This is a genomic window from Streptomyces sp. NPDC043867, assembly GCF_056435845.1.
Genome location: NZ_JBWKDS010000004.1, coordinates 99,666 through 124,502, shown reverse-complemented (window position 1 = coordinate 124,502; position 24,837 = coordinate 99,666). Strand labels below are relative to the sequence as shown.

The following is a 24,837-nucleotide window of genomic DNA, read 5'->3' as shown; positions in this document are numbered from 1 at the left end:
CGGGGTTCTCGCGCGTTCCGCGGTCCTACAGCGGCTTGGCGAAGCAGCGGCTCAGGGGCTCGTGGCGGTACAGGCCGAACTTGGCGCAGGGCTCGTAGCCGCTGGAGGTGTACAGGGCGATGGCCTCCGGCTGCTTGGTGCCGGTCTCCAGGACCATGCGGGTGCGGCCCGCCGCGCGGGCGTCGTCCTCCAGGGCCGACAGGATGCGCCGGGCGAGGCCGAGGCCGCGGGCCTCCGCGACCACGTACATCCGCTTCAGCTCGGCGTCGCCGTCCGAGTAGCCCTCGTCGTTCTCGTCCTGGGTGCGCCAGCCACCCGTGGCCACCGGCCGGTCCCGCTCGTCGTACGCGACCAGGTACAGGCCGGACGGCGGCTGGAACATCGACGGGTCGAGCGGGGTGACGTCGCCCCCGTCGCCGTAGCGCTCGGCGTATTCGAGCTGCACCTGGTCGTTGAGCTTCACGGCGTCGGGGTGGTCGTACGGGACCGTGCGGATATGCATGCGGAGTATCGTACATTCATGCGTCGGGACGGGCTGACGGATTAAGTATCGTGCCCGGGTGCTGACTGTTACCTCTGTGAACGTGAACGGGCTCCGCGCCGCCGCCAGGAAGGGCTTCGTGGAGTGGCTCGCCGGGACCTCCGCCGACGTCGTGTGCCTCCAGGAGGTGCGGGCCGAACCTGCGCAGCTCCCCGACGCCGTACGGGCGCCCGAGGGATGGCACGTCGTGCACGCGCCCGCCGCCGCCAAGGGGCGGGCCGGGGTGTCCCTCTACACGCGGCGTGAGCCCGACCGGGTCAGGACCGGGTTCGGGTCCGCGGAGTTCGACTCCAGCGGGCGCTACGTCGAGGCCGACCTGCCCGGTGTCACCGTGGCCAGCCTCTACCTGCCCTCCGGCGAGGTCGGGACCGAGCGGCAGGACGAGAAGACGCGGTTCATGGGGGAGTTCCTCGGCCACCTGGCGGGGCTGCGCGAGCGGGCCGCCGCCGACGGGCGCGAGGTCGTCGTCTGCGGCGACTGGAACATCGCCCACCAGGAGGCCGATCTGAAGAACTGGCGCGGCAACCGCAAGAACTCCGGGTTCCTGCCGGAGGAGCGGGAGTGGCTCGGCCGGGTCCTCAGTGAGGGTGCGGGGTACGTCGACGTGGTGCGCGCGCTGCACCCCGGGGTGGAGGGGCCCTACACGTGGTGGTCGTACCGGGGGCGGGCCTTCGACAACGACTCGGGGTGGAGGATCGATCTCCAGGTCGCGACGCCGGGGCTCGCCGGCAAGGCCGTCAAGGGCTTCGTGGAGCGGGCGGCGACCCACGAGGAGCGTTGGTCGGACCACGCTCCCGTGACGGTGGTCTACGACCTGTAGGCGTGCCCGGGGTGCGTCAGGATGCGTCGCCCGGGTGTCGCAGGCGGCGGTCCAGGGCCATGGACAGTTCCGCCTCCACCACGCTCTTCGCCAGGGGGCGCAGTCGCTGGAGGTCCTCCGGTGTGCGGTCCTCGGTCAGGACGAGTTCGGTGAACAGGCGGGCCAGCGCCTCGGTGTGCTCCCGTACGCGGCGGCCGGCGGCCAGCACGTCCGCGAGCGGGACGCCCTCGCGGACCAGGGCCGCGGACACGTCGAGGAGCCGCCGGCTGATGTGCACGATGTCCGTGCCGTCGGTGCCGAGATAGCCGAGGTCCAGGGCGGCGGCGAGGTTCTCCGGGGTGGCCTGGCCGGCGAAGACGTCGGCCAGCTCCTCGGGGGAGAGGCGGACCGGGGTCTCCTCGCTGGGTTCGCCGAGGCCCAGCAGCTCGCCGACGTCCCGGCCGTTGTCGAAGGCCTCGGCCAGCTCGGCGATGCCGTTCAGGGTGTGACCGCGCTCCAGCAGCGCCGAGATCGTGCGCAGCCGGGCCAGGTGGGACTCGTCGTACCAGGCGATGCGGCCCTCGCGGCGCGGTGGCGGGATCAGCTTGCGCTCGCGGTAGAAACGCAGGGTGCGCACGGTGATGCCGGCCCGCTCCGCCAGCTCCTCCATGCGGTACTCGCGCCGGCCCGGTTCGGGTGCGCCGGCCTGTGCCGGTGTCCCGAGGTCCCGTTTCCCTGATCCGTCAGCCACGACGGCACCCTATGTCGTACCCGCGGTAACTTTCCCGGCCCGGACCCCTACCCATGAGTACGAAGCTCCTCTAGTCTCCCCATTGCGCCAGTGTTCACTGGCATGGTCGCGCGGAGCAGGGAGGCGTCGGGATGACCGAGCACGAGCATGTACGGGTGGCGGTGGTCGGCTCCGGGTTCGGAGGTCTCGGAGCCGCCGTGCGGCTGCGCCGTGAGGGTGTGACCGACTTCGTCGTCCTGGAGCGGGCCGGCAGCGTCGGAGGCACCTGGCGGGACAACAGCTACCCCGGGTGCGCGTGCGACGTACCGTCCCACCTCTACTCGTTCTCCTTCGCGCCCAACCCCGAGTGGCCGCGCACCTTCTCCGGCCAGGACCACATCCGCGCCTATCTGGAGCACGTCACCGACCTCTTCGGCCTGCGCCCGCACCTGCGCTTCGACTCCGAGGTGAAGGTGATGCGCTGGGACGCGGAGAAGCTGCACTGGGAGATCGAGACGGCGAGCGGGACCCTCACCGCCGACCTCGTGGTCTCCGCCACCGGGCCGCTGTCCGACCCCAAAATCCCGGACGTGCCCGGCATCGACACCTTCCCCGGCAAGGTCTTCCACTCCGCCCGCTGGGACCACGACTACGACCTGCGCGGCAAGCGCGTCGCCATGATCGGCACGGGCGCCTCCGCCATCCAGATCGTGCCGTCCATCCAGCCCGAGGTGGAACGGCTGACCCTCTTCCAGCGCACCCCGCCGTGGGTGATGCCGCGGATGGACCGGGCGATCAGCGGGGCCGAGCGCTGGCTGCACCGGCAGCTGCCGTTCACCACGAAGGCCCGGCGCGGACTGCTGTGGGGCATCCGGGAGTTGCAGGTCCAGGCCTTCACCAAGCGGCCCGAGGAACTGGGCCTGGTCGAGCGGCTGGCCAAGCGGAACATCGCCCGCGCCGTCAAGGACCCGGAGCTGCGGGCCAGACTGACCCCCGACTACCGCATCGGCTGCAAGCGCATCCTGCTCTCCAGCACCTACTACCCGGCGCTCGCCCGGCCCAATGTGGACGTGGTGGCCTCCGGCCTGGCCCGCATCGACGGCTCCACCCTGGTGGCCGCCGACGGCACCACCGCCGAGGCGGACGCCATCGTCTTCGGCACCGGGTTCCACGTGACGGACATGCCGATCGCCGAGCGGGTCGTCGGCGCGGACGGCCGTACGCTCGCCGAGACCTGGAAGGGCGGCATGCAGTCGCTGCGCGGCGCCACCGCGGCCGGCTTCCCCAACTGGATGACGATCATCGGCCCCAACACCGGCCTCGGGAACTCGAGCATGATCCTCATGATCGAGTCCCAGCTGAACTACCTGGCCGACTTCGTACGGCAGTTGGACGTCCTCGGCGGCCGGGTGGCGCTCGAAGCCCGCCCCGGCGCGGTCGACGCCTGGAACCACCGGGTCCAGGAACGCATGCGGCGCACCGTCTGGAACACCGGCGGCTGCAACAGCTGGTACCTCGACGCGAACGGCCGCAACACCACCATCTGGCCCGGTACGACGACCGAGTTCCGCAGCGCCACGCGGCGCGTCGACCTCGCCGAGTACGAGGTGCTGCGGGCCCCGGCCCCCGGCACGTCTCCCGCACACGAGAAGACCGAGGTACAGGCGTGAGCCGACTGATGCACGTGGCCAGTGGGCCCTACGCGCCGCCCGTGCCCGCGCGGGTGCTGACCGTGGACTCCGCCGACGGCGCCCGGCTGCACGTCGAGGTGCACGGACCCGAGGGCGCGCCCGCCGTCGTCCTCGTGCACGGCTGGACCTGCTCGACCGCCTTCTGGGCCGCGCAGATACGCGATCTCGCGGTCGACCACCGGGTCATCGCCTACGACCAACGCGGCCACGGGCGCAGCCCCGCGAGCCCCGCGTGCAGCGTCGACGGGCTCGCCGACGACCTGGAGGCGGTGATCGCGGCGACGCTCGCACCCGGCGAGAAGGCCATGTTCGCGGGTCACTCCATGGGCGGGATGACGCTGATGGCGGCGTCCGGGCGCGCCGCCTTCCGGGCACACGCGGCGGCCGCCCTGCTGTGCAGCACGGGCAGTTCGCGACTGGTCGCGGAGTCGCTGCTGATCCCGATGCGCGCCGGACGGCTGCGGACCCGGCTCACCAAGTCGGTGCTCGGCTCGCGGGCACCGCTCGGCCCGGTCTCGCCGCTCGCGAGGCGGATCCTGAAGTACGGGACCATGGGCCCCGGTTCGTCGCCGCTGATGGTCGAGGCGTGCGCGCGGATCGTGCACGCGTGTCCGCGCCGGGTGCGGCACTCCTGGTCGCAGGTGCTCGACCTGCTCGATCTGGACCACGGCGTACGGGAGTTGCGGGTGCCCACCGCGGTCCTGGTCGGCACGGCGGACCGGCTGACGCCCGCCGTGCACGCGCGTGCCCTGGTGGCCGCACTGCCCGAGTGCGTCGGCGTCACGGAGCTTCCCGGGCTCGGGCACATGACCCCCATCGAGGCCCCGGATCTGGTGACCGCGCGGATCCGGGAGCTGGTCACCACGTACGGGCAGCCCGAGACGCGGGAACAGGTGCCCGGTCACGACGAGTTGAAGGAGGCGGGCGCATGAGCAGGACGAGCCTGGAAGGACAGGTCGCGGTCGTCACGGGAGCCGCGCGGGGCGTCGGGGAACTCCTCGCCCGCAAACTCTCCGCACGCGGCGCGAAGATCGCACTCGTCGGCCTGGAGGCGGACGCGCTCAAGCAGGTCTCGGAGCGGCTGCACGGCGACAGCGACCACTGGTACGCGGACGTCACCGACCACGAGGCGATGGCGCGGGTCGCCCAGGAGGTCAAGCAGCGCTTCGGGAAGGTCGACATCGTCGTCGCCAACGCCGGTGTCGCGACCGGCGGCCCCTTCGTGGACTCCGACCCCGTCGCCTGGCGGCGCGTCATCGAGGTCAACCTGATCGGCTCGGCGGTGACGGCGCGGGCCTTCCTGCCGGTGCTGACGCAGAGCCGCGGCTATCTGCTCCAGATAGCGTCCCTGGCCGCGATCACCCCCGCGCCCATGATGTCCGCGTACTGCGCGTCCAAGTCGGGTGTGGAGGCGTACGCGCACTGCCTGCGCGCCGAGGTCGGCCACAAGGGTGTCCGGGTCGGGGTGGGCTACCTCTCGTGGACCGACACGGACATGGTGCGGGGCGCCGACCAGGACGACGTGATGCGCGAGCTGCGCCAGCGGCTGCCGTGGCCCTCCAACAAGACGTATCCGCTGGGCCCCGCGGTGGACCGGCTCGTCTCCGGTATCGAGCGGCGGTCCAGCCATGTGTACGCGCAGTGGTGGCTGCGGGGCATGCAGGGCATCCGCGGGTATCTCCCGGCCGTCATCGGGACCGTGGGGCAGCGGGAGATGCGGCGCTTCGAACCGCGGCTGACCAGCGTCTCCAAGGGCCTCGTGGGCGCGGGCGGCGCGGCGGACGAGGACGAACGCCGGACCACCTCACCGTGAGTAACTGATCGAAATGCGCGCTCTGTTCCCACGTGCAACTCTGGTCGTGCCCCGATCCCCTCACCCACTACGGGAGTGAATTCCATGGGCATGAAGGACCAGTTCCAGGACAAGTCCGAGCAGCTGCAGCAGCAGGCGAAGAAGAAGTTCGGCGAGCGGCGCGACGAGGCGAGCGAGCGTTCGCCGCAGGAGCGCGACCGGGCCCCGCAGGGTCCCGAGCGTGAGCGCACTCCGCAGGACGCGCGGGAGCGCCTCGACGACGACTACGACGTCTGACGCTGCGCCCGGCCTTGGCCGGAATGGGGTGCCCTCCGTACAGGGGGGCACCCTTTCGGCGTGAACCTCATCCCGTGCTGCGCGGGGGCAGTGGGGGCCGTGCGCGGTCCGGGACGTCCGAGAGGTCGGGCGGGGACGCGGCCGGGCGGCCGGCCAGCAGCTCCAGGGCCAGCTGCACCGCGTCGTCCAGCTGGGCGTGGCGGCCCTCGGCCCAGTCCAGCGGCGTCCGCGGGATCTCCAGGTCGGGACGGACGCCGTGGTTCTCGACCGACCAGCCGTAGGCGTCGAACCAGGCGGCGTTCATCGGGACCGTGATGACCGTGCCGTCGCCGAGACGGTGCCGGCCGGTCATGCCGACGACTCCGCCCCAGGTGCGCTGGCCGACGACCGGCCCCAGCTTCAGCAGCTTGAACGCCGCCGTGATCATGTCGCCGTCCGAGGAGGTGGCCTCGTCCGCGAGGGCGACCACCGGACCCCGCGGCGCGTTCGACGCGTACGAGACCGGCCTGGCGTCGCGGGTGAGGTCCCAGCCGAGGATCCTGCGGGTCAGCGTCTCGACGACCAGTTCACTGATGTGGCCGCCCGCGTTGCCGCGCACGTCGACGATGAGCGCGGGCCGCGACACCTCCATGCGCAGGTCGCGGTTGAACTGGGCCCAGCCCGAGCCGCCCATGTCCGGGATGTGCAGATAGCCGCAGCGGCCGCCGCCGGCCTCCCGCACCACCTCGCGCCGTTTGGCCACCCAGTCCTGGTAGCGCAGCGGCCGTTCGTCGGTGAGCGGGACGACCGCCACCCGGCGCGGACGCCCGCCGCCCTCCGCCGGGGTGAACGTCAGCTCCACCGTCGTACCGCCCGCTCCCGCCAGCAGCGGATACGGGCCCGCCACCGGGTCCACCGGGCGGCCGTCCACGTGGGTGAGCACCGCGCCCTCCCGGATGCCCGAACCGGCCAGCGGTGAGCGGGCCTTGGAGTCGGAGGAGTCACCGGGCAGGATGCGCTTGAGGGTCCACCGGCCCTCCCGGCGGACGAAGTTGGCGCCCAGCAGGCCCTGCCGGCGCTGGTAGTGCGCCGGGCCCTCGTTGCGGCGGGCGGCGGTGACGTAGGCGTGCGAGGTGGCCAGCTCGCCGAGCACCTCGCGCAGCAGGTCGGCGAACTCGTCGGGGGAGGCGACCCGTTCGACCAGGGGCCGGTACTGCGCGAGGACCGCGTCCCAGTCGATGCCGCACATGCCGGGGTCCCAGAAGTACGCGCGGATGATGCGGCCCGCCTCCGCGTACGCCTGGCGCCATTCGGCGGGCGGGTCCACCTCGTGCAGGATCCGGCGCAGGTCGATCCAGACCGTGGAGTCGGCGTCGCCGGACTCGGTGGCGGGGACGGCCCGAAGGTCGTCCTCGTCGGCCACGACGAGGCGGCTGCCGTCGCCGCTGACCGCGAAGAAGTCAAGGTGGCCGACGAGTTCGGACTTCTTCGCCTTGGCGATGCTGAAGTACTCCAGGGTGGGCCGGCCGGTGGTGTCGTCCGGGTTGGCGAAGGTCTCGCCGAGCGCCCCGGAGATCGGCCAGCGCAGCCAGACCAGGCCGCCGCCCGCGACCGGGTGCAGCGCCGAGTACTTGGAGGCGGTGACCGGGAAGGGGGTGACCCGGCTCTCCAGCCCCTCGATCTCCACGGTCGCCGTGCCGCCGTCGTCGGGACCGTCCCCGACCGGGTCGAGACCGCCGGCGACCGGTCGCCCGTCCGGGTTCAGGGCGAAGGGGGAGGGGGTCGCGGAGGAGAGGGGCACGAGGTAGGGGCGGCAGCCCAGCGGGAAGGACAGGTCGCCGGTGTGCACGTCGTAGACCGGGTCGAAGCCGCGCCAGGACAGGAACGCCAGATAGCGGCCGTCCCGGGTGAACACCGGGTTCTCGTCCTCGAAGCGGCCGTTGGTCACGTCGACGACCAGGCCGTCCTTGATCCGCGCCAGCTTGATCTGCCGCAGCGACCGGCCGATCCCCGGGTGCGACCAGGTCAGCCAGCACCCGTCCGGCGAGAACGCCAGGTCCCGCACGGGTCCGTTGTCGGACCTGATCAGCTCGACGACCCCGCCCGCCCCGGCCGCGGCGGTGTCCCCGGGCTCCTCCGTCGCGTCGATCAGCAGCACCCGCCCGTCGTGCGAGGCGACGGCGAGGCGCTCGCCCCGCGGGTCCGACACCAGTTCCAGTACGCGGCCCAGGTCGCCGGCGGCGGGCCGGCGCGGTGCCCGGTCGCCGGTGGCGCGCGGCAGGTGGGCGATCTCGACGGCGTCCTCGCCGTCCGCGTCGGTGACGTAGGCGACCTGGCCGCCGGAGCCGAGCATCTCGGGGAGCCGGACGCGTACCCCCGGGGTGTCCGCGATGGTGCGCGCGGGGCCGTCGCGGTGGGTGAGCCAGTACAGGCTGCCGCGTACGACGACGGCGCTGGCGCGGCCCGTCTCGTCCACGGAGATGCCGTCGACGTGCTGGGCCGCGGGCACCTGGTACTTGCGCCGGCCCGCGCGCGGCCCGCCGAGGCGGACGTCGAGCCGGCGCGGCACCGAGCCGGCGGCGAGGTCGTCGACGAGCCACAGGTCGCCCGCGCACTGGTAGACGACCCGGGTGCCGTCGCTCGCCGCGTGCCGGGCGTAGAACGCGTCGTGGTCGGTGTGCCGGCGCAGGCCGGAGCCGTCGTACGCGCAGGAGTAGAGGTTGCCGATGCCCTCGTGGTCGGAGAGGAAGGCGATGCGTCCGCCGACGAACATCGGCGAGTGCAGGTGCCCCTCCAGGCCGGCGAGGAGCCGCTGCCCGTGCAGCCACAGCCGCCCGGTCGCGCCGCCCCGGTAGCGCTTCCACGCGGCCGGTTCGTGCGGCGGGGTGCCGGTGAGCAGCAGGGTCCTGCGCTCGCCGTCGAGGTCGGCGACCTGGATGTCGGAGACCGGGCCCCAGGGCAGCCGCCCGCCCGGGTCGCCGTCGGTGGCGACGCTGTAGGCCCAGGTGAAGTACGAGAAGGGCTGGCCGTGCGAGGCGACGGCGAGGATGTGGCAGTTGCCGTCCTTGTCGGGCGGCGCCCAGCCGCAGACCCGGGTGTCCGCGCTGCCCCAGTAGGTGAGCCGCCGGCCGGGGCCGCCGCCGACCGGGGCCAGATGGATCTCGGGGACGAGACTGCGCCAGCTCGTGTAGGCGATGTGGCGGCCGTCGGGGGAGAAGCGCGGGTGGCCGACCTTGGTGCGGTCGACGGTGAGCCGCCAGGCGCGTGCGGACCCTTCGAGGGGGGCCACCCACAGGTCGTCCTCGGCGGCGAAGCACAGCAGGCCACCGCTGAGGTGCGGGAAACGCAGGTAGCCGGGGGCGGTCCCGTCGGCGGTCGCCTTCTCGTACGCGTCGCTCACCTCCCCATGTTTTGCCGCCTCCGGGGCACCGGCAAGTCGGGTGCGCGTCCGAGACGGTGACCGATGACACGTACGAAACGGTTTCGTTTCGCTGTGTCCCGGGGTATCTTCAGAGGCGTACGAACCGGTGTCGTCCGCAGCGGGTGTCCGACAGCGCAGCAGGAGAAGGTGAGCGGGATGGCCGAAGCCGCAACGGCGCGTCGCAGCCGGATCACGCCCGAGCGCGAGGCCGAGCTGTACGCGGCCGTGCTCGATCTGCTCCGGGAGGTCGGTTACGACGCCCTGACCATGGACGCCGTCGCCGCCCGCACCCGGTCCAGCAAGGCCACCCTCTACCGTCAGTGGGGCGGCAAGGCCGAGCTGGTCGTGAAGGCGATGCGGCACCAGAAGCCGCCGCTCGCGCCCGCCGGCCTGGACACCGGCTCCCTGCGCGGTGACTTCCACGCGCTCGCCGACCGGCAGGACGACTGCCGGATGGAGCAGGACTCCGCGCTCATGCGGGGCCTGGCCATGGCGGCGCACGGGAACCCGGAACTCCTCAAGGCGTTCCGCGAGTATCTCGTCGAACCCGAGATGGAAGACATGCGCAGGGTGCTGCGGCGCGCCGTCGACCGCGGCGAGGTCCGTCCGGACAACCCCGCGATGGACTACGTGATGCACATGCTGATCGGCGCCTTCGCGGCGCGCACCATGATCGACGAGCTGCCGCCCACGCAGGCCTTCATCACCTCGTACATCGACGCCGTGGTCCTCCCCGCTCTCGGCGCCTGACCCCTCGACCCCCACTCGAGTCCCCGCTGTTCCCCGACACCTGTCCCACCCGTCCCACCTGACGCGACCGCTCACGTCGTCGGGCTGATCCGCCCCGCCGTTCCCCGTGCCCCACCGGGCGAGCGCACCAGCCCTCTGTCGTCCACGACCTGACCGGGAGTACGCCTTCGTGGCCACGTTCCTCTACAAGCTCGGCCGTCTCGCCTTCCGGCGACGGCACTTCGTCGCCCTGATCTGGGTGGCCCTGCTCACGCTCGCCGGTGTCGGCGCCGCCTCGGCGCCCACGGCGGGCTCCAGTTCCTTCTCCATCCCGGGCACGGAGGCGCAGAAGGCCTTCGACCTGCTGGAGGATCGTTTCCCCGGAATGAGTGCCGACGGGGCGACCGCACGCGTCGTCTTCAAGGCACCCGACGGCGAGAAGATGGCGGACCCGGCGAACAAGGCCGCCGTCAAGAAGGCCGTCCGGGAACTCGGCGACGGCTCCGAGGTCACCTCCGTCACCGACCCCTTCAAGGCCAAGGCCGTCAGCGAGGACGGCACCGTCGCGTACACCCAGGTGTCGTACGAGGTCTCCGGCATGGAACTGAAGGACGTCTCCAAGGACGCCCTGAAGGACGCCGCGAAGGACGCCCGGGCATCCGGGCTCACCGTCGAGGTCGGCGGTGACGCCCTCCAGGCCGTGCCCGAGACCGGATCCACCGAGATCATCGGCATCGCGATCGCCGCGGTCGTCCTGGTGATCACCTTCGGGTCGCTGATCGCGGCCGGTCTGCCGCTGCTCACCGCGCTCATCGGCGTCGGCATCGGCGTCTCCACCATCGCCGCCCTCGCCAAGGCCCTCGACCTCGGTTCCACCACCTCCACGCTCGCGATGATGATCGGCCTCGCCGTCGGCATCGACTACGCCCTCTTCATCGTCTCCCGCTACCGCGCCGAACTCGCCGAGGGCCGGGAACGCGAGGAGGCCGCCGGACGGGCCGTCGGCACCGCGGGCTCGGCCGTCGTCTTCGCCGGCCTGACCGTCGTCATCGCCCTCGTGGGCCTCGCCGTCGTCAACATCCCGATGCTCACCAAGATGGGCGTCGCGGCGGCCGGCACGGTCGCCGTCGCGGTCCTCATCGCCCTCACCATGATCCCGGCGCTGCTCGGCTACGCGGGCCGAAAGGTGCAGCCCGCCGGACGGAAGAGCAGGCTGCTGGGCGGCGGCCGGCAGAAGGCCCGGGACGCCGCGGCCGGCGAGCGGCCCAACATGGGCACCCGCTGGGCACGCTTCGTCGTACGCCGCCCCCTCGCCGTCCTGCTCCTCGGCGTCGTCGGCCTGGGTGCCGCCGCCGTCCCCGCGGCCTCGCTGGAACTGGGCCTGCCGGACGACGGCTCGCAGCCGACGTCCACCACGCAGCGCCGCGCCTACGACCTGCTGTCCGAGGGCTTCGGCCCCGGCTTCAACGGCCCGCTGATGGTCGTGGTCGACGCCAGGTCGAGCGACGACCCCAAGGGCGCCGTCAGCACGGTGTCCGGCACCGTGAAGAAGCTCGACGACGTCGTCTCCGTCACCCCGGCGACCTTCAACAAGGCCGGCGACACGGCCATGATCAGCGTCGTCCCGGACTCCAAACCGTCCTCCGTGCGCACCGAGGACCTGGTCCACGAGATCCGCGACGCGGGCGGTTCCATCAAGGCCGACTCCGGCGCGACCGTCCTGGTCACCGGCTCCACGGCCATGAACATCGACTTCTCGCAGAAACTCAACGACGCGCTGGTCCCGTACCTGGCCCTGGTGGTCGGCCTGGCCTTCCTGCTGCTGATCGTGGTGTTCCGCTCGATCCTGGTCCCGCTGAAGGCCGCCCTCGGCTTCCTGCTCTCGGTGATGGCCGCGCTCGGCGCCGTCGTCGCGGTCTTCCAGTGGGGCTGGCTGGCCGGTCTGATCGGCGTCGAGGAGACCGGCCCGATCATGTCGATGATGCCGATCTTCATGGTCGGCGTGGTCTTCGGCCTCGCGATGGACTACGAGGTCTTCCTCGTGACCCGGATGCGTGAGGCGTACGTCCACGGGGAGCGGCCCGGCCAGGCGATCGTGACCGGGTTCCGGCACGGCGCCCGGGTGGTCACCGCCGCCGCCGTCATCATGATCGCCGTCTTCTCCGGCTTCATCGGCTCCAGCGAGGCGATGATCAAGATGATCGGCTTCGGCCTCGCCATCGCCGTCTTCTTCGACGCGTTCGTGGTCCGCATGGCGATCGTCCCGGCCGTGCTCGCCCTGCTCGGCAAGCGGGCCTGGTGGCTGCCGACGTGGCTGGACCGGGCGCTCCCGAACGTCGACGTCGAGGGCGAGGGGCTGCGCGCCCATGACGCCGGCCGCCCGAAGGACGGCGACGAGGACAGGGAGCTGGTCCGGGTCTGACCCGGCCCGCCGCTCCGCCTACCGGCCGTCGGTGAGGTCCCCTTCGGGGGCCCTCACCGACGGCCGTCGCCGTGACCGGGGAGCACGTCCGCCCCGGCGAGCGGGATCTCCGCCCAGACGGTCTTGCGCGGGGGCGGGCCCGGGGTGACGCCCCAGCGGTCGGCGAGCGCGTCCACTAGCAGCAGGCCGCGGCCCGACTCGGCGTCCGCGGGGGCCTCTTGGGGGAGCACGGGGAGACGGTCACTGCGCGTGTCCGTCACCTCGATACGGAGCGTGCCGCCCACCACGAGGAGGGTCAGCCGGAAGTCACGGCCCGGGACTCGGCCGTGGCGCACCGCGTTGGCCGCAAGCTCCGCGACGATGTGGCCCGCTGCCTCCAAAGGCACCCCCCAGATCCGCAGTTGCTCCACCGCGAGCAGCCGGGCCAGGCGGGCGCCGCGGGGTGTGGGGGACAGCAGCACGCTGAAGGTGCGGAAATGGCGGGCAAGTTGCGGCCGGGGCCCGCTGGTCTCTTGATTCACGTCACTCAGCGTGGCGGACGCTGGCTACGCTGAGCGGTGATCGCGCCCGTACGTACGGTGACTGTCCGGCCGCTGTCCCGGTCTGTCCCGGCTGTCCCGGGGATGTACGGGTACGGCTGCGCGTGGAAGGGCGGTGGTCATGAGCGGCGAGGGTGTGGACGAACCCGGGTGGGATGTCGGTCCGGAGGACGAGATCGCCCCGGTGGTGGAGGCGACGGGGCGCCAGATCAGACTCTGGCGCGAGGCGGCGGGCCTGCGGGCGGCCGAGTTGGGAGAGGCCGTCGGATACGGCGAGGACCTGGTCCGCAAGGTGGAACGCGGGGCGCGCATTCCCCGCCCGGAGTTCCTGGACCGCGCCGACGAGGTCCTGAACGCGGGCGGCCGCATCAGGGCGTTCCGCGAGGACATGGAGAAGGCGCGGTACCCGAAGAAGGTACGGGAACTGAAGATGCTGGAGGAGCGGGCGGTCGAGCTCGTGGCCTACGGGGACCACAACCTCCACGGCCTGCTGCAGACGCAGGACTATGCTCGCGCCCTCTTCGAGATGCGGCAGCCCGCTTACTCGCGTGACGAGGTGGAGCGGGCGGTCGCGGCCCGCATGGCACGCCAGTCAATCTTCGACCGGGATCCGGCTCCCGCGCTCGTCTTCGTCCAGGAGGAAGTGACGCTCAGGCGCCCGCTCGGGGGGAGAATGGTGCTGCGCCGCCAGCTCGAACGCCTGCTGGAAGTAGCGCAGTTGAGGAACGTTACCGTTCAGGTGATGCCGACGGACCGCGAGGAGCACGCGGGGATGCAGGGGGAGACCCAGGTGCTGAAGTTCGAGGACGGCTCGGCGGTGGGGCGTTCCGAGGGGGCGTTCAGCGGCCGTCCGGTTGTCGAGCCGAGGCAGCTCCGGATCCTGGAGCTGCGTCATGGCATGATCCGGGCGCAAGCTCTCACTCCCCCAGAGTCGGCGGCCCTCATCGAGCAAGTACTGGGAGAGACATGACCCTTGAGCTCACTGCCGGGGACGATCCCGAGCTGACGTGGAGCAAGAGCAGTCACAGCGACAGCAGCAACAGTAGCGAGTGTGTCGAGATAGCCGCGACCCCGGGGACGATCCACATCCGCGACTCGAAGAACCCCCCGGGGCCCCGCGTCACCGTGGACCGGGCGGCCTGGGCGGAGTTCTTGGGGTACGTGTCCGGCGCGTAGTCCGGTGGCCGTCCCGCGTTGGCCGGATATGCATTGCGAGTGCAATGTCGCCCTGATACACATGAAGCTTCTGAACGCACGGGGGACGCACGGGGGTTGGCGTGACGGGGTGGGACATCGTGCCCGCGGGGGTGCAGTCGGTGATCTCCAAGGTGCGGGACTCCGCCGACGGCATGAACGCGGGCATTGCGCTGTACGGGCAGAGCCTGCAAGGCGCCATGGAGTCGGCGGGCACCCTTGCGTTCGGCGGTGAGCAAGCGGCCGGCGACCAGGCGGCCGGCCTGGTGGCGGTGGCGCTCGGGCAGTTCGTCGAAGGGACCGAGGCGGACGTTGCCTTTTTGCCGTTACGTGCGAGCAATTCGGCAAACGGAGCGGTGGAGGCGACCAACGCCTACGTAGCCGGGAACCTGGAGCAGGCGTGGAACGCGCAGCGCCAGGCGATGCTGGCGCCGGACGTGACCGCGTTGCTGGAGGCGGCTCACAAGAAGGCGGGCGGCGCCGAGTGATCAGCCCCGAGAAGATACCGACCTTCACCGGCGATCTGGTCGAACTCCAGCGCGAGATCGGCCTGATGTGCCAGGCGGCTCATGCCATCCGCGAGCACGGCAGTGACGTGAACGCACGCTTTCAGCATCTCGATGCGTCGTACAGGGCGCCCGAGGCCGGGCAGCTGTTTGCGACGACACAGGCCGTGGAAGAGACGGCGGGCTCCTTCGCCGACGACCTGGAGACGGTGGCGGGCGCGCTGACCGACTACGTGGTCGAAGTCGCCGAGATCGTCAAGCGGCTGGAGTCGCTGCGGGGGCAGGCGGCGGTGTTCGTCGAGTCGGTCAAGGGCGATCAGGGTGCCTTTCGGGACTGGACGAGCGACCAGGACAAGGTCGACGAGCACCAGGCGATCTGGGACGGCGTGAACGCGGCCGTCGCGGCTTTCCAGAAGGCCGAGGTGGCGTGCGCGGACCGGATCGCGGCCACGGTCGACGGCACGCGGTGGCACATCAATGACGGAAGCCCCCAGCAGAAGCACGCCTACGGCTTCAGCGCGGACCAGCTGGGGGATGCCGACACGCTCCCCTGGGGCAGCCCGGCCCACCACACGTCACTGCCTTTCGGGATGGACTACCACCTGAGGGAATTCGGCGTCAGCATCTACGACAACGCCGTGGGCGCGGTGGAGGGGCTGGTGAACCTCTTCAGCCCGGGGGAGGAGGGCGACGCGACGCGGGACGGTCTCGGAAGGGTCTTCATCGGCCTCGGCGGCTACGCGCTGGACCCGCTGAACGAACGGGGCGACATCAGTCCGGGGATGGACCGGCTGCTGGACGAGAACAGGCCGTACGCGAAGGAGTTCGCCAAGTCCTTCGTCGGGTGGGACGACTGGGCGACGAACCCGGCGAAGGCTGCCGGCACGGTTGTCTTCAACGGTCTCACGCTCGGGGCGGGACCCTTGGGCATGGCGTCGAGGGCGGGTGGCGCGGCGGGACGGGCGGGAGCGGGAGCGCGCATCGCGGGTGGTCTGGCCAAGGTGGGGAGGTCCTCGACCCGATCGGCGCGGCGACGAAGGCGGTCGGTGCGGCGGCACGTGTCCTTCCCAGGGTCTCCGAGCTGACGTCCGGCATCCGGGCCGCCACGGACGTGGCCGGGGCCTCGGACGCGGCGCACAGCGTCATCCACCTGTCCGACGGTTCGCAGCTGCGCGTCTCGGACGGCGAGTTCATTCCCGGTCGCAGGGGTGTCACGGACACCACCCCGGCCCCGCACGAACCGTCGGCTGCGGCCCGCACCCCGAGAGTCGAGACCGCGCACCCTCGGGACCTGGTCGGCGCGGGAGCCCGGACCCCGGAGGCCAAGGCCCACGCGGGCGAGAACCTGCCTCCACGGGCTGCCCACGACACACCGCTCGGAGGTGGCGATCATCGGCCGCCGGCGCATGACGTGCCTCGGAGCGGTCCTGGGGAAAACCGCGACCCGGGGCCGCATCGATCGGACGCGGGAACGCACGGAACTTCGGAGAATTCGCAGCCCGGAGGTTCGCGGAGTTCACCCGCCGACGGCGACGCCGGTCCGCCCGAGAGGCCCCCGCACGATGCCTCGCATGGCAACCAGGGCGGTGCCGGTGCGGACCTTCCTTGGGAGGGGCAACCGTCTCCCGGCGAGCATGCGGACGGTCCGCCTGACATCGATCCGGCGAAGTACGTCGGGAACGCTGAAGACGTTGCCCACTCCTATACCGGCCAGATGCAGCCGGAGCAGGAATCGGCCGTCCTCGCAGAACTCGGCCGCGCGAAAATGGACGCACGGGATCAGGCCGCTGTGCTGCGTTCCCTGCGCAAGGATCCCTACGGCGCCGGTGTCGCCAAGATGCTTTCCCAAGGGCACCTGCGCGGTATCGAGGGCTACGACCATCTGCTGGACATGTGCAAGAAGGGGCCGTCCAAGGGTGATCCCAAAGGCATGGTTCCCGCCGCGCACATGGCCATGCGGCTCGCCACGGACCTGCAGGGCCGAGGGGTCGGCCGTGTAGGAGTCGAGCTGGACACGGCGACCTTCGACCTCGACGTCTACACACGGCATCCCGACGGGTCCGTCGATTACGGCTATCAGCTCAAGGACGTCGACAACATCAAGGGCATCAAGAGCGCTGCCAGGAAGGCGGCATCGCAACTGGTGCACGAAGGCATTGGTCATCGAGTGGCCATTCTGGACGTGCATCAGCCGATGGGGAGTCTCACGCCCGTGATGTTCAATGAAGCAGAATTTCAGGCCCGGAAGTGTGGAGGTACCTTCCTTCTGCGCTTCACCGATGGCTCGGTCACTGTCCCGCCGGACGGACACACATTCCCGTAAGGATCTACCTTGTCAATCTTGATGCGTGCACCGAGGGAGTGCGGTTCCTGGTTCTGGGATCTCGACGAGATCGCCGCACCCGGTCTGGAGTCGGCGCTGGCGACGGCCGCGCGCATGAGCGAAGTGCTCGACCGCCTGGAGCTGCTCGCCCCGACCAGCCTCGAATACCGGTGGTACGTCATGGACGTCGGTGCCATCGGAGTCAAGAGCACTCTGGAACTCCCGACGCCCCTGAGCGATCCGACCCTTGCGGAGCGGCTTCGCGGAAGTCGCCCGGTCGCCTTTCCCGAAGCAGAGATCGACACCGTCCATGTCGTCGGCTCGGGCATCTGGATCGATGCGGCAGGGAAGAGGCGCGGGGAACCCAGGCTGCTCGATCTGTCCGTCTCTCCTGCTCCCACAGGTCTCTCGGCCGAGCTGGCCGTCCATCACGACATCTGGGCCTGGTACGACTTCTCGGGCCGCCCGCATCCCGACGTCCATCAACGCAACGCACCGCGCCTTGCGACCGCCCTGAAGGAACTCACCGCAGTACTGGGTGTGTCTCCGGAACTGGGGGACCCGACGTATTTCGGCGTGGCCACGGCCAACGGTCTCGCCATTCCGGACGCCTACGAAGACGGTTTGGGCCCGGACCTGAGCGGCAGGCTCTGAGGGGTGCCCGGGCTGTGAATGATCAGCGACCGGTATTGGAGTCATGAGCGCTTCCCACATGCAGGACCGGTGATCCAGTGACACACGACGTCATCGCTCTCACGCCCGTCATGCCGGATCTGCGTACGCTGCTCGCCGGGTTGCATGCCGGTGGGCCGGAGTTGCGGGTGGAGAGCGTGGCGGGCGGGGCCGCTGTCCGGCTGTGTGCGGCGGACGGGCGGGCGCTCGTGGCCGTCGAGGCGCCGTGCCTCGTGCAGGTGCCGGGCGAGGCCGCCCGGCTGCTCGGTGCGGACCTGGCCGTCGAGGCTCCGTTCTGGTGGACCGAGGTACGGGCGGTCACGGCCGTCGAGGAGGCCGCACGGCTGGCCGGATCCGTCGCCGGGCGGCTGACCGCCGTGCTGGGCGGCACCACCTGGCCGCGGGGCGTCGCCCACACCGGCGTCGTGACGGTCCCGTCGGGCAGCACCCTCGCGGGCGTCACCCACGGACCGGCCGGCCAAAAAGCCCCTCCGGCCGCTCCCGACATCGTCACCGCCCGCGCAGCCGTCGTCCTCCAGGACCGCCCCCTCGTCGCGGCCACGACCTGGCTCACCGACGCCCTGCGCACCGCCACCGCCGCGGGACGCGAGCTGCAGATCGTCACGGAGCCCGGTGCCCGGCTCACCCTGCCCGCACGCATGCTGCTGAACGGAGGGGCCGCCCGCTGGGTCGTACGTGACCCCGAGTGCGGCTACTACGACGGGCTCACCGGCGCCGTGACGCACTGGCACGAAGGACAGTTCACCCCGGCCCGGACAGCCGACGGCAGCGCGCCGATCGCGTCGGCCTTCGACCGGGCACCCGTGCCGGAGGAGGAGGGCGAACGGCAGCTGCTCCTGTCCGTCCGCACCACCCACGCCGCCGACGAACACCTACGGCTCGGCGGCGCGTTGGAAGCCGCGTGGAGGACCCTCACCGGTTCCGCACCGGCCGGCTGGTCCACCGCCGAGCCCGTCAACCTGCCGTGGTCGGCGGCGCAGTTGACCGAACTGGCCCGGGCCAGGGCCCGAAAGGCGGCCGCCACTTGGCTGGTCGTCGTGGGCCGGCCGGACCACCCGGCGATCGCCACTCTGCGCGTCGCACACACACCCGCCGGGATCGAGGAGCACATCACCCTTGCCGTCGGGTACGCCTCCGACCAGGGTCCGCCCATCGGGGCGCTCACCGGACTCGCCGACACGCTCGTCACCAGGCACGGCCTCACGTCGATGCTCACCCACGTGCGAGCGGCTCCCGCCGACCTCACCACCCGGCCGCACCGCGAGGGACCCGCGACGCCTCTGACCTTCACCCTGGGACCCGACGCGGTGGAGAAGGCCGGCCGCAACGCAGCGGAACAGATCGCGGGTTCCCGTCCGCTGCACCTGGGACCCGCCGCCCGGCCCACCCTCCACTACGCCTTCGCCGCCGCCGACTGAGCGGCAGCTCGGGGCGCGTGTCGGGTGGGCGCCGGGGCGATCCGACGTCAGTGCGCCACCGGCGTGGCCGTCGCCGCATACGTGCGGCGGAGGAAGCGCGTGAGGGTCTTCGTGTCGAACTGGACGACCGCCGTGCCCCGCGCTGAGTGGAACTCCATGATCGCCTGGACCCGGCCGCAGGGCCAGATCTCCACGTCGCCGCTGCGGACCGGGGTGCGCAGGCCGCGTTCCAGCAGTTCGCGGGAGAACTGCCACTCGTGGGGGCCGGGGAGGCCGATCCGGACGACACGGGGGTCGGTCTCGGGGTCGTAGCGCAGGACGACCGGGACGGCGTTCTCGCCCTCCTGGGACTCCGTGACGATGTGGACTCGCGCGTACTGTTCGACGACGGACATCGGACGGCTCCTCACGCTGCGTGACCCGAGCAGGAAACGGCAAACCCGCGTCGTGGATCCGCTTCCCCTCCAATGTCGCATACCTACCGGAACCCGGCCTGGGAGCGGTTCCCCGCCGCCCGGACTATTCATGAAGCACTCGCTCTTGCAAGCGGTTCGCAACAAGGCGCTATCCTCGAACGGTGCATGTGCCAGACGGATTCATCAACGCCCCGGTCTCCGCGGTCACCGGCGTCATCGCCGCCGGTGCCATCGCCGTGAGTCTCAAGGGGGCCCGCCGCGAGCTGGACGAGAAGACGGCGCCGCTCGCCGGTCTCGTCGCCGCGTTCATCTTCGCCGTACAGATGCTGAATTTCCCGGTCGCCGCCGGGACCAGCGGACATCTGCTCGGCGGCGCACTGGCGGCGATACTCGTCGGCCCCTTCACCGGGGTCCTGTGCGTCTCCGTCGTGCTGCTCATGCAGGGCATCCTCTTCGCGGACGGCGGCCTGACCGCGCTCGGCGTGAACATCACCGACATGGCCATCGTCACCACGGTGGTGGCGTACGCCGTCTTCCGGGGGCTGGTGAAGGTGCTCCCGCGCAGGCGGCGCTCCATCACCGTCTCCGCCTTCGTCGCCGCGCTGCTGTCCGTCCCCGGCGCCGCCGTCGCCTTCACCTTCATCTACGCCCTCGGCGGCACCACCGACGTGTCGATCACCAAGGTCGCCACCGCCATGATCGGCGTCCACCTCCTCATCGGCATCGGCGAGGCGGCGATCACCGCGCTCACCGTCGGCGCCGTCATCGCCGTACGGCCCGACCTCGTGTACGGGGCGCGCGGCCTTCAGCAGCGCCTCAAGCTGCGCGTGAACGGCGAGCTGGTCGACGCCCCCGGCACCGCCCCCGTCCCGGTGGCCGCCCGGACCTCCCGGCGCGCGGTGTGGGCCGCAGGCCTGGCCGCCTCCGTCGTGCTCGCCGGGTTCGTCAGCTTCTACGCCTCCGCCAGCCCCGACGGCCTGGAGAAGATCGCCCACGACCAGGGCATCGACAAGAAGGCCGAGGAGCACGCCGCGTCCGACTCGCCGCTGGCCGACTACGGCGTCAAGGACGTCTCCGACGCCCGCGTCTCGGGCGGCCTCGCGGGCGTGATCGGCGTCGGCGTCACCGTCGTCGCGGGCACCGGGGTCTTCTGGGCGGTCCGCAGGCGCCGTACGGACGACACCTCGCCGGTCTCCCTCCCCGAAGGCGTGTGACATGGGCACGGGGCACGCTCACAAGCTGTACCGGCACGGGCACTCGCCCGTGCACGCCCTGCCGCCGCACACCAAGCTCGCGGCGGCCTTCGGCTTCGTGGTCGTCGTGGTCTCCACTCCCCGCGAGGCGATGTGGGCGTTCGCGCTGTACGCCGTGCTCCTCGCGGGCGTCGCGTACCAGGCGCGCGTGCCCGCCCCCTTCCTGCTGAAGCGGCTGCTGATCGAGGTCCCGTTCGTCGCCTTCGCCGTGCTCATGCCGTTCGTGGCGGAGGGCGAGCGCGTGGACGTGCTCGGCCTGTCCCTGAGCGTCAACGGCCTCTGGGGCGCCTGGAACGTCCTCGCCAAGGGCACCCTCGGCGTCGCCGCCTCCGTACTCCTCGCCTCCACGACCGAGCTGCGCGAACTGCTCCTCGGACTCCAGCGCCTGAAGCTGCCGCCGCTGCTCGTGCAGATCGCGTCCTTCATGATCCGCTACGGCGACGTCATCACCGACGAGATGCGGCGGATGCGCATCGCGCGGGAGTCGCGCGGCTTCGAGGCCCGAGGCGTCCGGCAGTGGGGCGTCCTCGCCAAGTCGGCGGGCGCGCTCTTCATCCGCTCCTACGAACGCGGGGAGCGCGTCCACCTCGCCATGGTGAGCCGCGGATACGCCGGCTCGATGCCGGTGATCGACGAGGTGACCGCGTCCCGGGCCCAGTGGACGTACGCCCTCACCCTCCCCCTCGCCGCCCTCGTCGTCTGTCTGCTGGGATGGACTCTGTGACCCTGTCTGGATGGACCCTGTGACCCCCTCCGCCGTGACGCCGCCCTCCCTGGACGTGGCCGGGCTGGCCTTCGCCTACCCCGACGGCCACCAGGCCCTCTTCGGCGTCGACTTCACCATCGGGCGCGGTGAGCGCGTGGCGCTGCTCGGGCCGAACGGCGCCGGCAAGACCACCCTCGTGCTGCACCTCAACGGCATCCTGTCCGGCGGTGCCGGGACCGTCACGGTCGCCGGACTCCCGGTCGGCAGGAAGCACATGGCGGAGATCCGGCGCAAGGTGGGCATCGTCTTCCAGGACCCCGACGACCAGCTGTTCATGCCGACCGTGCGCGAGGACGTGGCCTTCGGGCCCGCCGCGGCGGGGCTGCGCGGGGAGGAGCTGGAGGCACGGGTGCGTACGGCGCTGGAGCGGGTCGGCATGGAGTCCTTCGCCGAGCGCCCGCCGCACCACCTCTCCTTCGGCCAGCGCCGCCGGGTGGCCGTGGCGACGGTCCTCGCGATGGAGCCGGAGATCCTCGTCCTGGACGAGCCCTCGTCCAACCTGGACCCGGCCTCCCGGCGCGAACTCGCCGACATCCTGCGGTCGTTGGACGTGACCGTGTTCATGGTCACGCACGACCTGCCCTACGCCCTGGAGCTGTGCCCCCGGGCCCTGATCCTCAGCGACGGTGTCATCGCGGCCGACGGGAAGACCGGTGAGCTGCTCTCCGACGACGAACTGATGCGGGGCCACCGGCTGGAGCTCCCCTTCGGCTTCGACCCCCGCTCCGTGACAATGGGCGCGTGACGAACGACGAGACGGGCCTCCCGGACGCTCCGCACACCCCGGACGTGCCGGACGTCCCGCGCACCCCGGACACGCGGACGGGGTCGCTGCTGCTCGACGAGCAGTTGTGCTTCGCGCTGTACGCGGCCCAGCGCGCGGTGACCGCCGCGTACCGCCCGCTCCTGGAGGCTCTCGGCCTCACCTATCCGCAGTACCTGGTCATGCTGGTCCTCTGGGAGCGCGGCGAGACGACCGTGAAGGAACTCGCGGGCGCCCTGCGGCTCGACTACGGCACGGTGTCACCGCTCCTCAAGCGCCTGGAGGCGGCCGGGCTGCTGCGCCGTGAGCGCTCGGCCCGCGACGAGCGGACCGTGCTCGTCGCGCCGACCGGGCGGGGCGAGGAACTGCGCGAGCGTGCGGAGAGCGTGCCGCAGGCGCTGCTGGCGGCGACCGGGCTGAGCGGGGACGAGGTGGCCCGGCTGCGGGAGGAGCTGTGGCGGCTCGCCGAGCGGGCGGAGGGCGCGGGGGAGCGCGGGCGCTGAGGGGGCGCAGGGCGCGGGGAAGCGCGCGTGCTGAGGGGGCGCCAGGTGCCGGGCGATCGAAGCCGGGGTAGATCCGAGCCGGGGGATCGAAGCCGGGTGATCGAGCCGGGGCGCGAATGCCGGCGGACCGGAGTTCCGGTCCGTGGTTCCGGTGGGGGCTGCGGCCGGGAACCGCGGTGGGGACTGCGCCGGGACCCCGCCCCGGGACTCCGGTCGTGACCCGCGTCCGGGTTACCGGCGGTCGCCACCCCCGGGTGACCGGGACTCCACCCCGGGTGGATACCTTGTGCGCGATGTACTTGCGCACACCTGTTTCCCTGGAGGGCCGGCCATGACGGACGGGGCCGCTGTCGACACACGTCCGACGAAGATCATGTACGTCGCCGAGGCCACCGCGCACGGCGGCCGGGACGGCTGGGTGACCAGTCAGGACGGCCGGCTGGAGCTGCGGGTGGCGATGCCGCCCGCGCTCGGCGGGGACGGCGCCGGCACCAACCCGGAGCAGCTGTTCGCGGCCGGGTACAGCGCCTGCTTCCACAACGCGCTCGTGCTCGTCGGCCGGCGCGCGGGATACGACCTGACCGGCTCCACGGTCGCCGCGAAGGTCGGCATCGGCCCCAACGCGCACCAGGGTTACGGCCTCGCCGTCGCCCTGAGCGTCTCCCTGCCCGTCGTCGACCGGGAACTCGCCGCGCGTCTCGTGGACGAGGCCCACCAGGTCTGCCCGTACTCCAACGCCACCCGGGGCAACATCGAGGTCACGATCCTGCTCGGATAGCGCGGGCACCGGAATCGGGGGCAGTCAACAACTGTTCCCTCGGAGGGTGTTCTGGTGTCTGCTCGGTGAACGGACGGGAGTGGCGGGCGTGGACGTGAACGGCACAGTGGCCGACGGTTTCGAGCCGGTCAGGGAGGCGTTCGTACGCAACTTCGACGTGCTCGGCGAGCGGGGCGCCGCGGTGGCCGTGTACCGCCACGGGCGCAAGGTCGTCGACCTGTGGGGCGGCACGCGGGACGTGGACGGCACCGAGCCCTGGGAGCAGGGCACCGCGCACGTCGTGCACTCCGCGACGAAGGGCGTCGCCGCCGCCGTGCTCCTGCTGCTGCACCAGCGCGGGCAGCTGGACCTGGACGCTCCGGTCGGCGCGTACTGGCCCGGGTTCAAGGCCCGGGGCAAGGAGGCGGTGCTCGTCCGGCACGTGCTGTCGCACCGGGCGGGCGTGCCGGTGGTCGACCGCCCGCTGACGCCCGCGGAGGCCGCGGATCCGAGGCGTACGGCCGCGGCGGTCGCCGCGCAGGCCCCCGCGTGGGAGCCCGGGACGGACCACGGCTATCACGCCCACACCTACGGCTGGCTGGTCGCCGAGCTGGTGCGAAGGATCACCGGGCGGGGCGTCGGCGAGTGGATCGCGGACGAGATCGCAGGACCGCTCGGCGCCGACCTGTGGGTCGGGCTGCCGGACGCGCAGCGGCACCGCGTGGGGCGCTCGGGGAAGGTGACACCCCCGCAGACGGCGAGCAGTCTGCGGCTGCGCCCGAAGCGGTCCGTCACCGAGGCGTACGCCGACCCGTCCTCCCTGACCAGCCGCGCCTTCGCCGCGATCAGCCCGCACCCCGACGACAACGACCCGGCGTACCGGGCGGCCGCGCTGCCCGCCTCCAACGGGATCGCCACGGCGGAGGCGCTGGCCCGCTTCTACGCCTGCCTCATCGGTGAAGTGGACGGCCGCGCGCGGCTGTTCACGCCGGCCACCGTCGAACTGGCCCGTGCGCAGGAGTCCGCGGGGCCGGACCGCGTGCTGGTGGTCAACACCCGTTTCGGTCTCGGCTGCATGCTGCACGGCACGGCGTCCCCACTGCTCGGCGCCGGTTCCTTCGGCCACCCCGGCCGGGGCGGCCCCCTCGGCTTCGCCGACCCCGAGTCGGGCATCGCCTTCGGCTATGTCACGAACGGCTTCCGCAAGACGGTGACGGCGGATCCGCGGGCACAGGCGCTGGTACGGGGGGTGCGGGCGGCGATCTCCGGCTGACGCCGGAAAGCTGCTTCCCCTCCCGGGCGGTG

At 71.8% G+C, this 24,837-nt stretch carries 25 protein-coding genes; 20 read left to right on the top strand and 5 right to left on the bottom strand.

The features are described from left to right. Window positions 1–25: 25 nt before the first annotated feature. Window positions 26–502 (bottom strand): GNAT family N-acetyltransferase, encoded by a 477-nt coding sequence (locus AC069T_RS05610; RefSeq protein WP_478781494.1) that lies wholly within the window; start codon window positions 500–502, stop codon window positions 26–28. 58 nt (window positions 503–560) lie between these two features. Between AC069T_RS05610 and AC069T_RS05605 the strand changes: the two genes are divergently transcribed. Further along, the gene (locus AC069T_RS05605) at window positions 561–1,361 is read left to right on the top strand and encodes an exodeoxyribonuclease III (RefSeq protein ID WP_478781493.1); all 801 of its coding nucleotides are present in this window, start codon (window positions 561–563) and stop codon (window positions 1,359–1,361) included. 16 nt (window positions 1,362–1,377) lie between these two features. Here the strand turns inward: AC069T_RS05605 and AC069T_RS05600 are convergent, their stop codons facing one another. Further along, window positions 1,378–2,010, bottom strand: coding sequence for a MerR family transcriptional regulator (locus AC069T_RS05600; RefSeq protein WP_478781644.1), 633 nt, complete (start codon window positions 2,008–2,010; stop codon window positions 1,378–1,380). Window positions 2,011–2,222: 212 nt separating this feature from the next. Between AC069T_RS05600 and AC069T_RS05595 the strand changes: the two genes are divergently transcribed. From AC069T_RS05595 to AC069T_RS05580, 4 genes are all read left to right on the top strand, one after another. Next, window positions 2,223–3,740: a flavin-containing monooxygenase gene (locus AC069T_RS05595; RefSeq protein ID WP_478781492.1), complete on the top strand. Its 1,518-nt coding sequence runs from the start codon at window positions 2,223–2,225 to the stop codon at window positions 3,738–3,740. Continuing rightward, window positions 3,737–4,693, top strand: a complete 957-nt coding sequence (locus tag AC069T_RS05590) for an alpha/beta fold hydrolase (protein WP_478781491.1) — start codon at window positions 3,737–3,739, stop codon at window positions 4,691–4,693. Before AC069T_RS05595 ends, AC069T_RS05590 begins: the two co-directional genes overlap by 4 nt. After that, complete coding sequence (locus tag AC069T_RS05585) at window positions 4,690–5,574, top strand: SDR family oxidoreductase (protein WP_478781490.1); 885 nt, start codon at window positions 4,690–4,692, stop codon at window positions 5,572–5,574. The genes AC069T_RS05590 and AC069T_RS05585 overlap by 4 nt, the downstream gene beginning before the upstream one ends. Before the next feature lie 84 nt (window positions 5,575–5,658). Further along, entirely contained in the window at window positions 5,659–5,850 is a 192-nt protein-coding gene (locus AC069T_RS05580) for a hypothetical protein (protein ID WP_478781489.1), read from the top strand. Between the two features lie 67 nt (window positions 5,851–5,917). Here the strand turns inward: AC069T_RS05580 and AC069T_RS05575 are convergent, their stop codons facing one another. After that, window positions 5,918–9,229, bottom strand: coding sequence for a S41 family peptidase (locus AC069T_RS05575; RefSeq protein ID WP_478781488.1), 3,312 nt, complete (start codon window positions 9,227–9,229; stop codon window positions 5,918–5,920). A gap of 177 nt (window positions 9,230–9,406) precedes the next feature. Here AC069T_RS05575 and AC069T_RS05570 point away from each other — a divergent pair, with 177 nt between their 5' ends. After that, entirely contained in the window at window positions 9,407–10,000 is a 594-nt protein-coding gene (locus tag AC069T_RS05570) for a TetR/AcrR family transcriptional regulator (protein ID WP_478781487.1), read from the top strand. A 169-nt stretch (window positions 10,001–10,169) separates the two neighbouring features. Then, window positions 10,170–12,401: an MMPL family transporter gene (locus tag AC069T_RS05565; RefSeq protein WP_478781486.1), complete on the top strand. Its 2,232-nt coding sequence runs from the start codon at window positions 10,170–10,172 to the stop codon at window positions 12,399–12,401. A 53-nt stretch (window positions 12,402–12,454) separates the two neighbouring features. Here AC069T_RS05565 and AC069T_RS05560 read toward each other — a convergent pair whose 3' ends face one another. Continuing rightward, the gene (locus AC069T_RS05560) at window positions 12,455–12,922 is read right to left on the bottom strand and encodes an ATP-binding protein (RefSeq protein WP_478781485.1); all 468 of its coding nucleotides are present in this window, start codon (window positions 12,920–12,922) and stop codon (window positions 12,455–12,457) included. A gap of 139 nt (window positions 12,923–13,061) precedes the next feature. Between AC069T_RS05560 and AC069T_RS05555 the strand changes: the two genes are divergently transcribed. From AC069T_RS05555 to AC069T_RS05525, 7 genes are all read left to right on the top strand, one after another. Further along, entirely contained in the window at window positions 13,062–13,910 is an 849-nt protein-coding gene (locus tag AC069T_RS05555; protein WP_478781484.1) for a helix-turn-helix domain-containing protein, read from the top strand. Next, window positions 13,907–14,116 carry a DUF397 domain-containing protein gene (locus AC069T_RS05550; RefSeq protein ID WP_478781483.1) on the top strand — a complete coding sequence of 70 codons (210 nt, stop codon included), beginning with the start codon at window positions 13,907–13,909 and terminating at the stop codon, window positions 14,114–14,116. The genes AC069T_RS05555 and AC069T_RS05550 overlap by 4 nt, the downstream gene beginning before the upstream one ends. A 101-nt stretch (window positions 14,117–14,217) precedes the next feature. Further along, entirely contained in the window at window positions 14,218–14,622 is a 405-nt protein-coding gene (locus tag AC069T_RS05545) for a DUF6507 family protein (protein ID WP_478781482.1), read from the top strand. Continuing rightward, a complete protein-coding gene (locus AC069T_RS05540) occupies window positions 14,619–15,725 on the top strand; it encodes a hypothetical protein (protein ID WP_478781481.1) in 1,107 nt (368 codons plus the stop codon). The genes AC069T_RS05545 and AC069T_RS05540 overlap by 4 nt, the downstream gene beginning before the upstream one ends. Window positions 15,726–16,354: 629 nt before the next feature. Beyond that, window positions 16,355–16,963, top strand: coding sequence for a hypothetical protein (locus tag AC069T_RS05535; protein WP_478781480.1), 609 nt, complete (start codon window positions 16,355–16,357; stop codon window positions 16,961–16,963). Between the two features lie 21 nt (window positions 16,964–16,984). Beyond that, window positions 16,985–17,617, top strand: coding sequence for a hypothetical protein (locus tag AC069T_RS05530; RefSeq protein ID WP_478781643.1), 633 nt, complete (start codon window positions 16,985–16,987; stop codon window positions 17,615–17,617). A 77-nt stretch (window positions 17,618–17,694) separates the two neighbouring features. Further along, window positions 17,695–19,074 carry a DUF6177 family protein gene (locus AC069T_RS05525; protein ID WP_478781479.1) on the top strand — a complete coding sequence of 460 codons (1,380 nt, stop codon included), beginning with the start codon at window positions 17,695–17,697 and terminating at the stop codon, window positions 19,072–19,074. 47 nt (window positions 19,075–19,121) lie between these two features. On the opposite strand, the gene AC069T_RS05520 is transcribed toward AC069T_RS05525, so the two are convergent. Then, window positions 19,122–19,469: an SsgA family sporulation/cell division regulator gene (locus AC069T_RS05520; protein ID WP_478781478.1), complete on the bottom strand. Its 348-nt coding sequence runs from the start codon at window positions 19,467–19,469 to the stop codon at window positions 19,122–19,124. A gap of 182 nt (window positions 19,470–19,651) precedes the next feature. Between AC069T_RS05520 and AC069T_RS05515 the strand changes: the two genes are divergently transcribed. The 6 genes from AC069T_RS05515 (at window position 19,652) to AC069T_RS05490 (ending at window position 24,805) form a co-directional block, all read left to right on the top strand. After that, window positions 19,652–20,704 (top strand): energy-coupling factor ABC transporter permease, encoded by a 1,053-nt coding sequence (locus AC069T_RS05515; RefSeq protein WP_478781477.1) that lies wholly within the window; start codon window positions 19,652–19,654, stop codon window positions 20,702–20,704. Between the two features lies 1 nt (window position 20,705). Then, window positions 20,706–21,467 (top strand): cobalt ECF transporter T component CbiQ, encoded by a 762-nt coding sequence (cbiQ, locus tag AC069T_RS05510; RefSeq protein ID WP_478781476.1) that lies wholly within the window; start codon window positions 20,706–20,708, stop codon window positions 21,465–21,467. Between the two features lie 10 nt (window positions 21,468–21,477). Further along, window positions 21,478–22,254: an energy-coupling factor ABC transporter ATP-binding protein gene (locus AC069T_RS05505; protein ID WP_478781475.1), complete on the top strand. Its 777-nt coding sequence runs from the start codon at window positions 21,478–21,480 to the stop codon at window positions 22,252–22,254. 44 nt (window positions 22,255–22,298) lie between these two features. Further along, on the top strand, window positions 22,299–22,775 hold the full coding sequence (locus tag AC069T_RS05500) for a MarR family winged helix-turn-helix transcriptional regulator (RefSeq protein ID WP_478781642.1): 477 nt from the start codon (window positions 22,299–22,301) through the stop codon (window positions 22,773–22,775). A 331-nt stretch (window positions 22,776–23,106) separates the two neighbouring features. Then, the gene (locus AC069T_RS05495) at window positions 23,107–23,553 is read left to right on the top strand and encodes an organic hydroperoxide resistance protein (protein ID WP_478781474.1); all 447 of its coding nucleotides are present in this window, start codon (window positions 23,107–23,109) and stop codon (window positions 23,551–23,553) included. Between the two features lie 88 nt (window positions 23,554–23,641). Next, window positions 23,642–24,805: a serine hydrolase domain-containing protein gene (locus AC069T_RS05490; protein ID WP_478781641.1), complete on the top strand. Its 1,164-nt coding sequence runs from the start codon at window positions 23,642–23,644 to the stop codon at window positions 24,803–24,805. Window positions 24,806–24,837: the final 32 nt, after the last annotated feature.

Bases quoted from the DNA above. Each gene is read 5' to 3' on its own strand.
- AC069T_RS05530 (WP_478781643.1), top strand. From the start codon at position 16,985: ATGCGTGCACCGAGGGAGTGCGGTTCCTGGTTCTGGGATCTCGACGAG.
- AC069T_RS05595 (WP_478781492.1), top strand. From the start codon at position 2,223: ATGACCGAGCACGAGCATGTACGGGTGGCGGTGGTCGGCTCCGGGTTC.
- AC069T_RS05505 (WP_478781475.1), top strand. From the start codon at position 21,478: ATGGACCCTGTGACCCCCTCCGCCGTGACGCCGCCCTCCCTGGACGTG.
- AC069T_RS05495 (WP_478781474.1), top strand. From the start codon at position 23,107: ATGACGGACGGGGCCGCTGTCGACACACGTCCGACGAAGATCATGTAC.
- AC069T_RS05585 (WP_478781490.1), top strand. From the start codon at position 4,690: ATGAGCAGGACGAGCCTGGAAGGACAGGTCGCGGTCGTCACGGGAGCC.
- AC069T_RS05520 (WP_478781478.1), bottom strand. From the start codon at position 19,469: ATGTCCGTCGTCGAACAGTACGCGCGAGTCCACATCGTCACGGAGTCC.
- AC069T_RS05610 (WP_478781494.1), bottom strand. From the start codon at position 502: ATGCATATCCGCACGGTCCCGTACGACCACCCCGACGCCGTGAAGCTC.
- cbiQ (WP_478781476.1), top strand. From the start codon at position 20,706: ATGGGCACGGGGCACGCTCACAAGCTGTACCGGCACGGGCACTCGCCC.
- AC069T_RS05580 (WP_478781489.1), top strand. From the start codon at position 5,659: ATGGGCATGAAGGACCAGTTCCAGGACAAGTCCGAGCAGCTGCAGCAG.
- AC069T_RS05535 (WP_478781480.1), top strand. From the start codon at position 16,355: ATGCAGCCGGAGCAGGAATCGGCCGTCCTCGCAGAACTCGGCCGCGCG.
- AC069T_RS05600 (WP_478781644.1), bottom strand. From the start codon at position 2,010: ATGGAGGAGCTGGCGGAGCGGGCCGGCATCACCGTGCGCACCCTGCGT.
- AC069T_RS05550 (WP_478781483.1), top strand. From the start codon at position 13,907: ATGACCCTTGAGCTCACTGCCGGGGACGATCCCGAGCTGACGTGGAGC.
- AC069T_RS05570 (WP_478781487.1), top strand. From the start codon at position 9,407: ATGGCCGAAGCCGCAACGGCGCGTCGCAGCCGGATCACGCCCGAGCGC.
- AC069T_RS05555 (WP_478781484.1), top strand. From the start codon at position 13,062: ATGAGCGGCGAGGGTGTGGACGAACCCGGGTGGGATGTCGGTCCGGAG.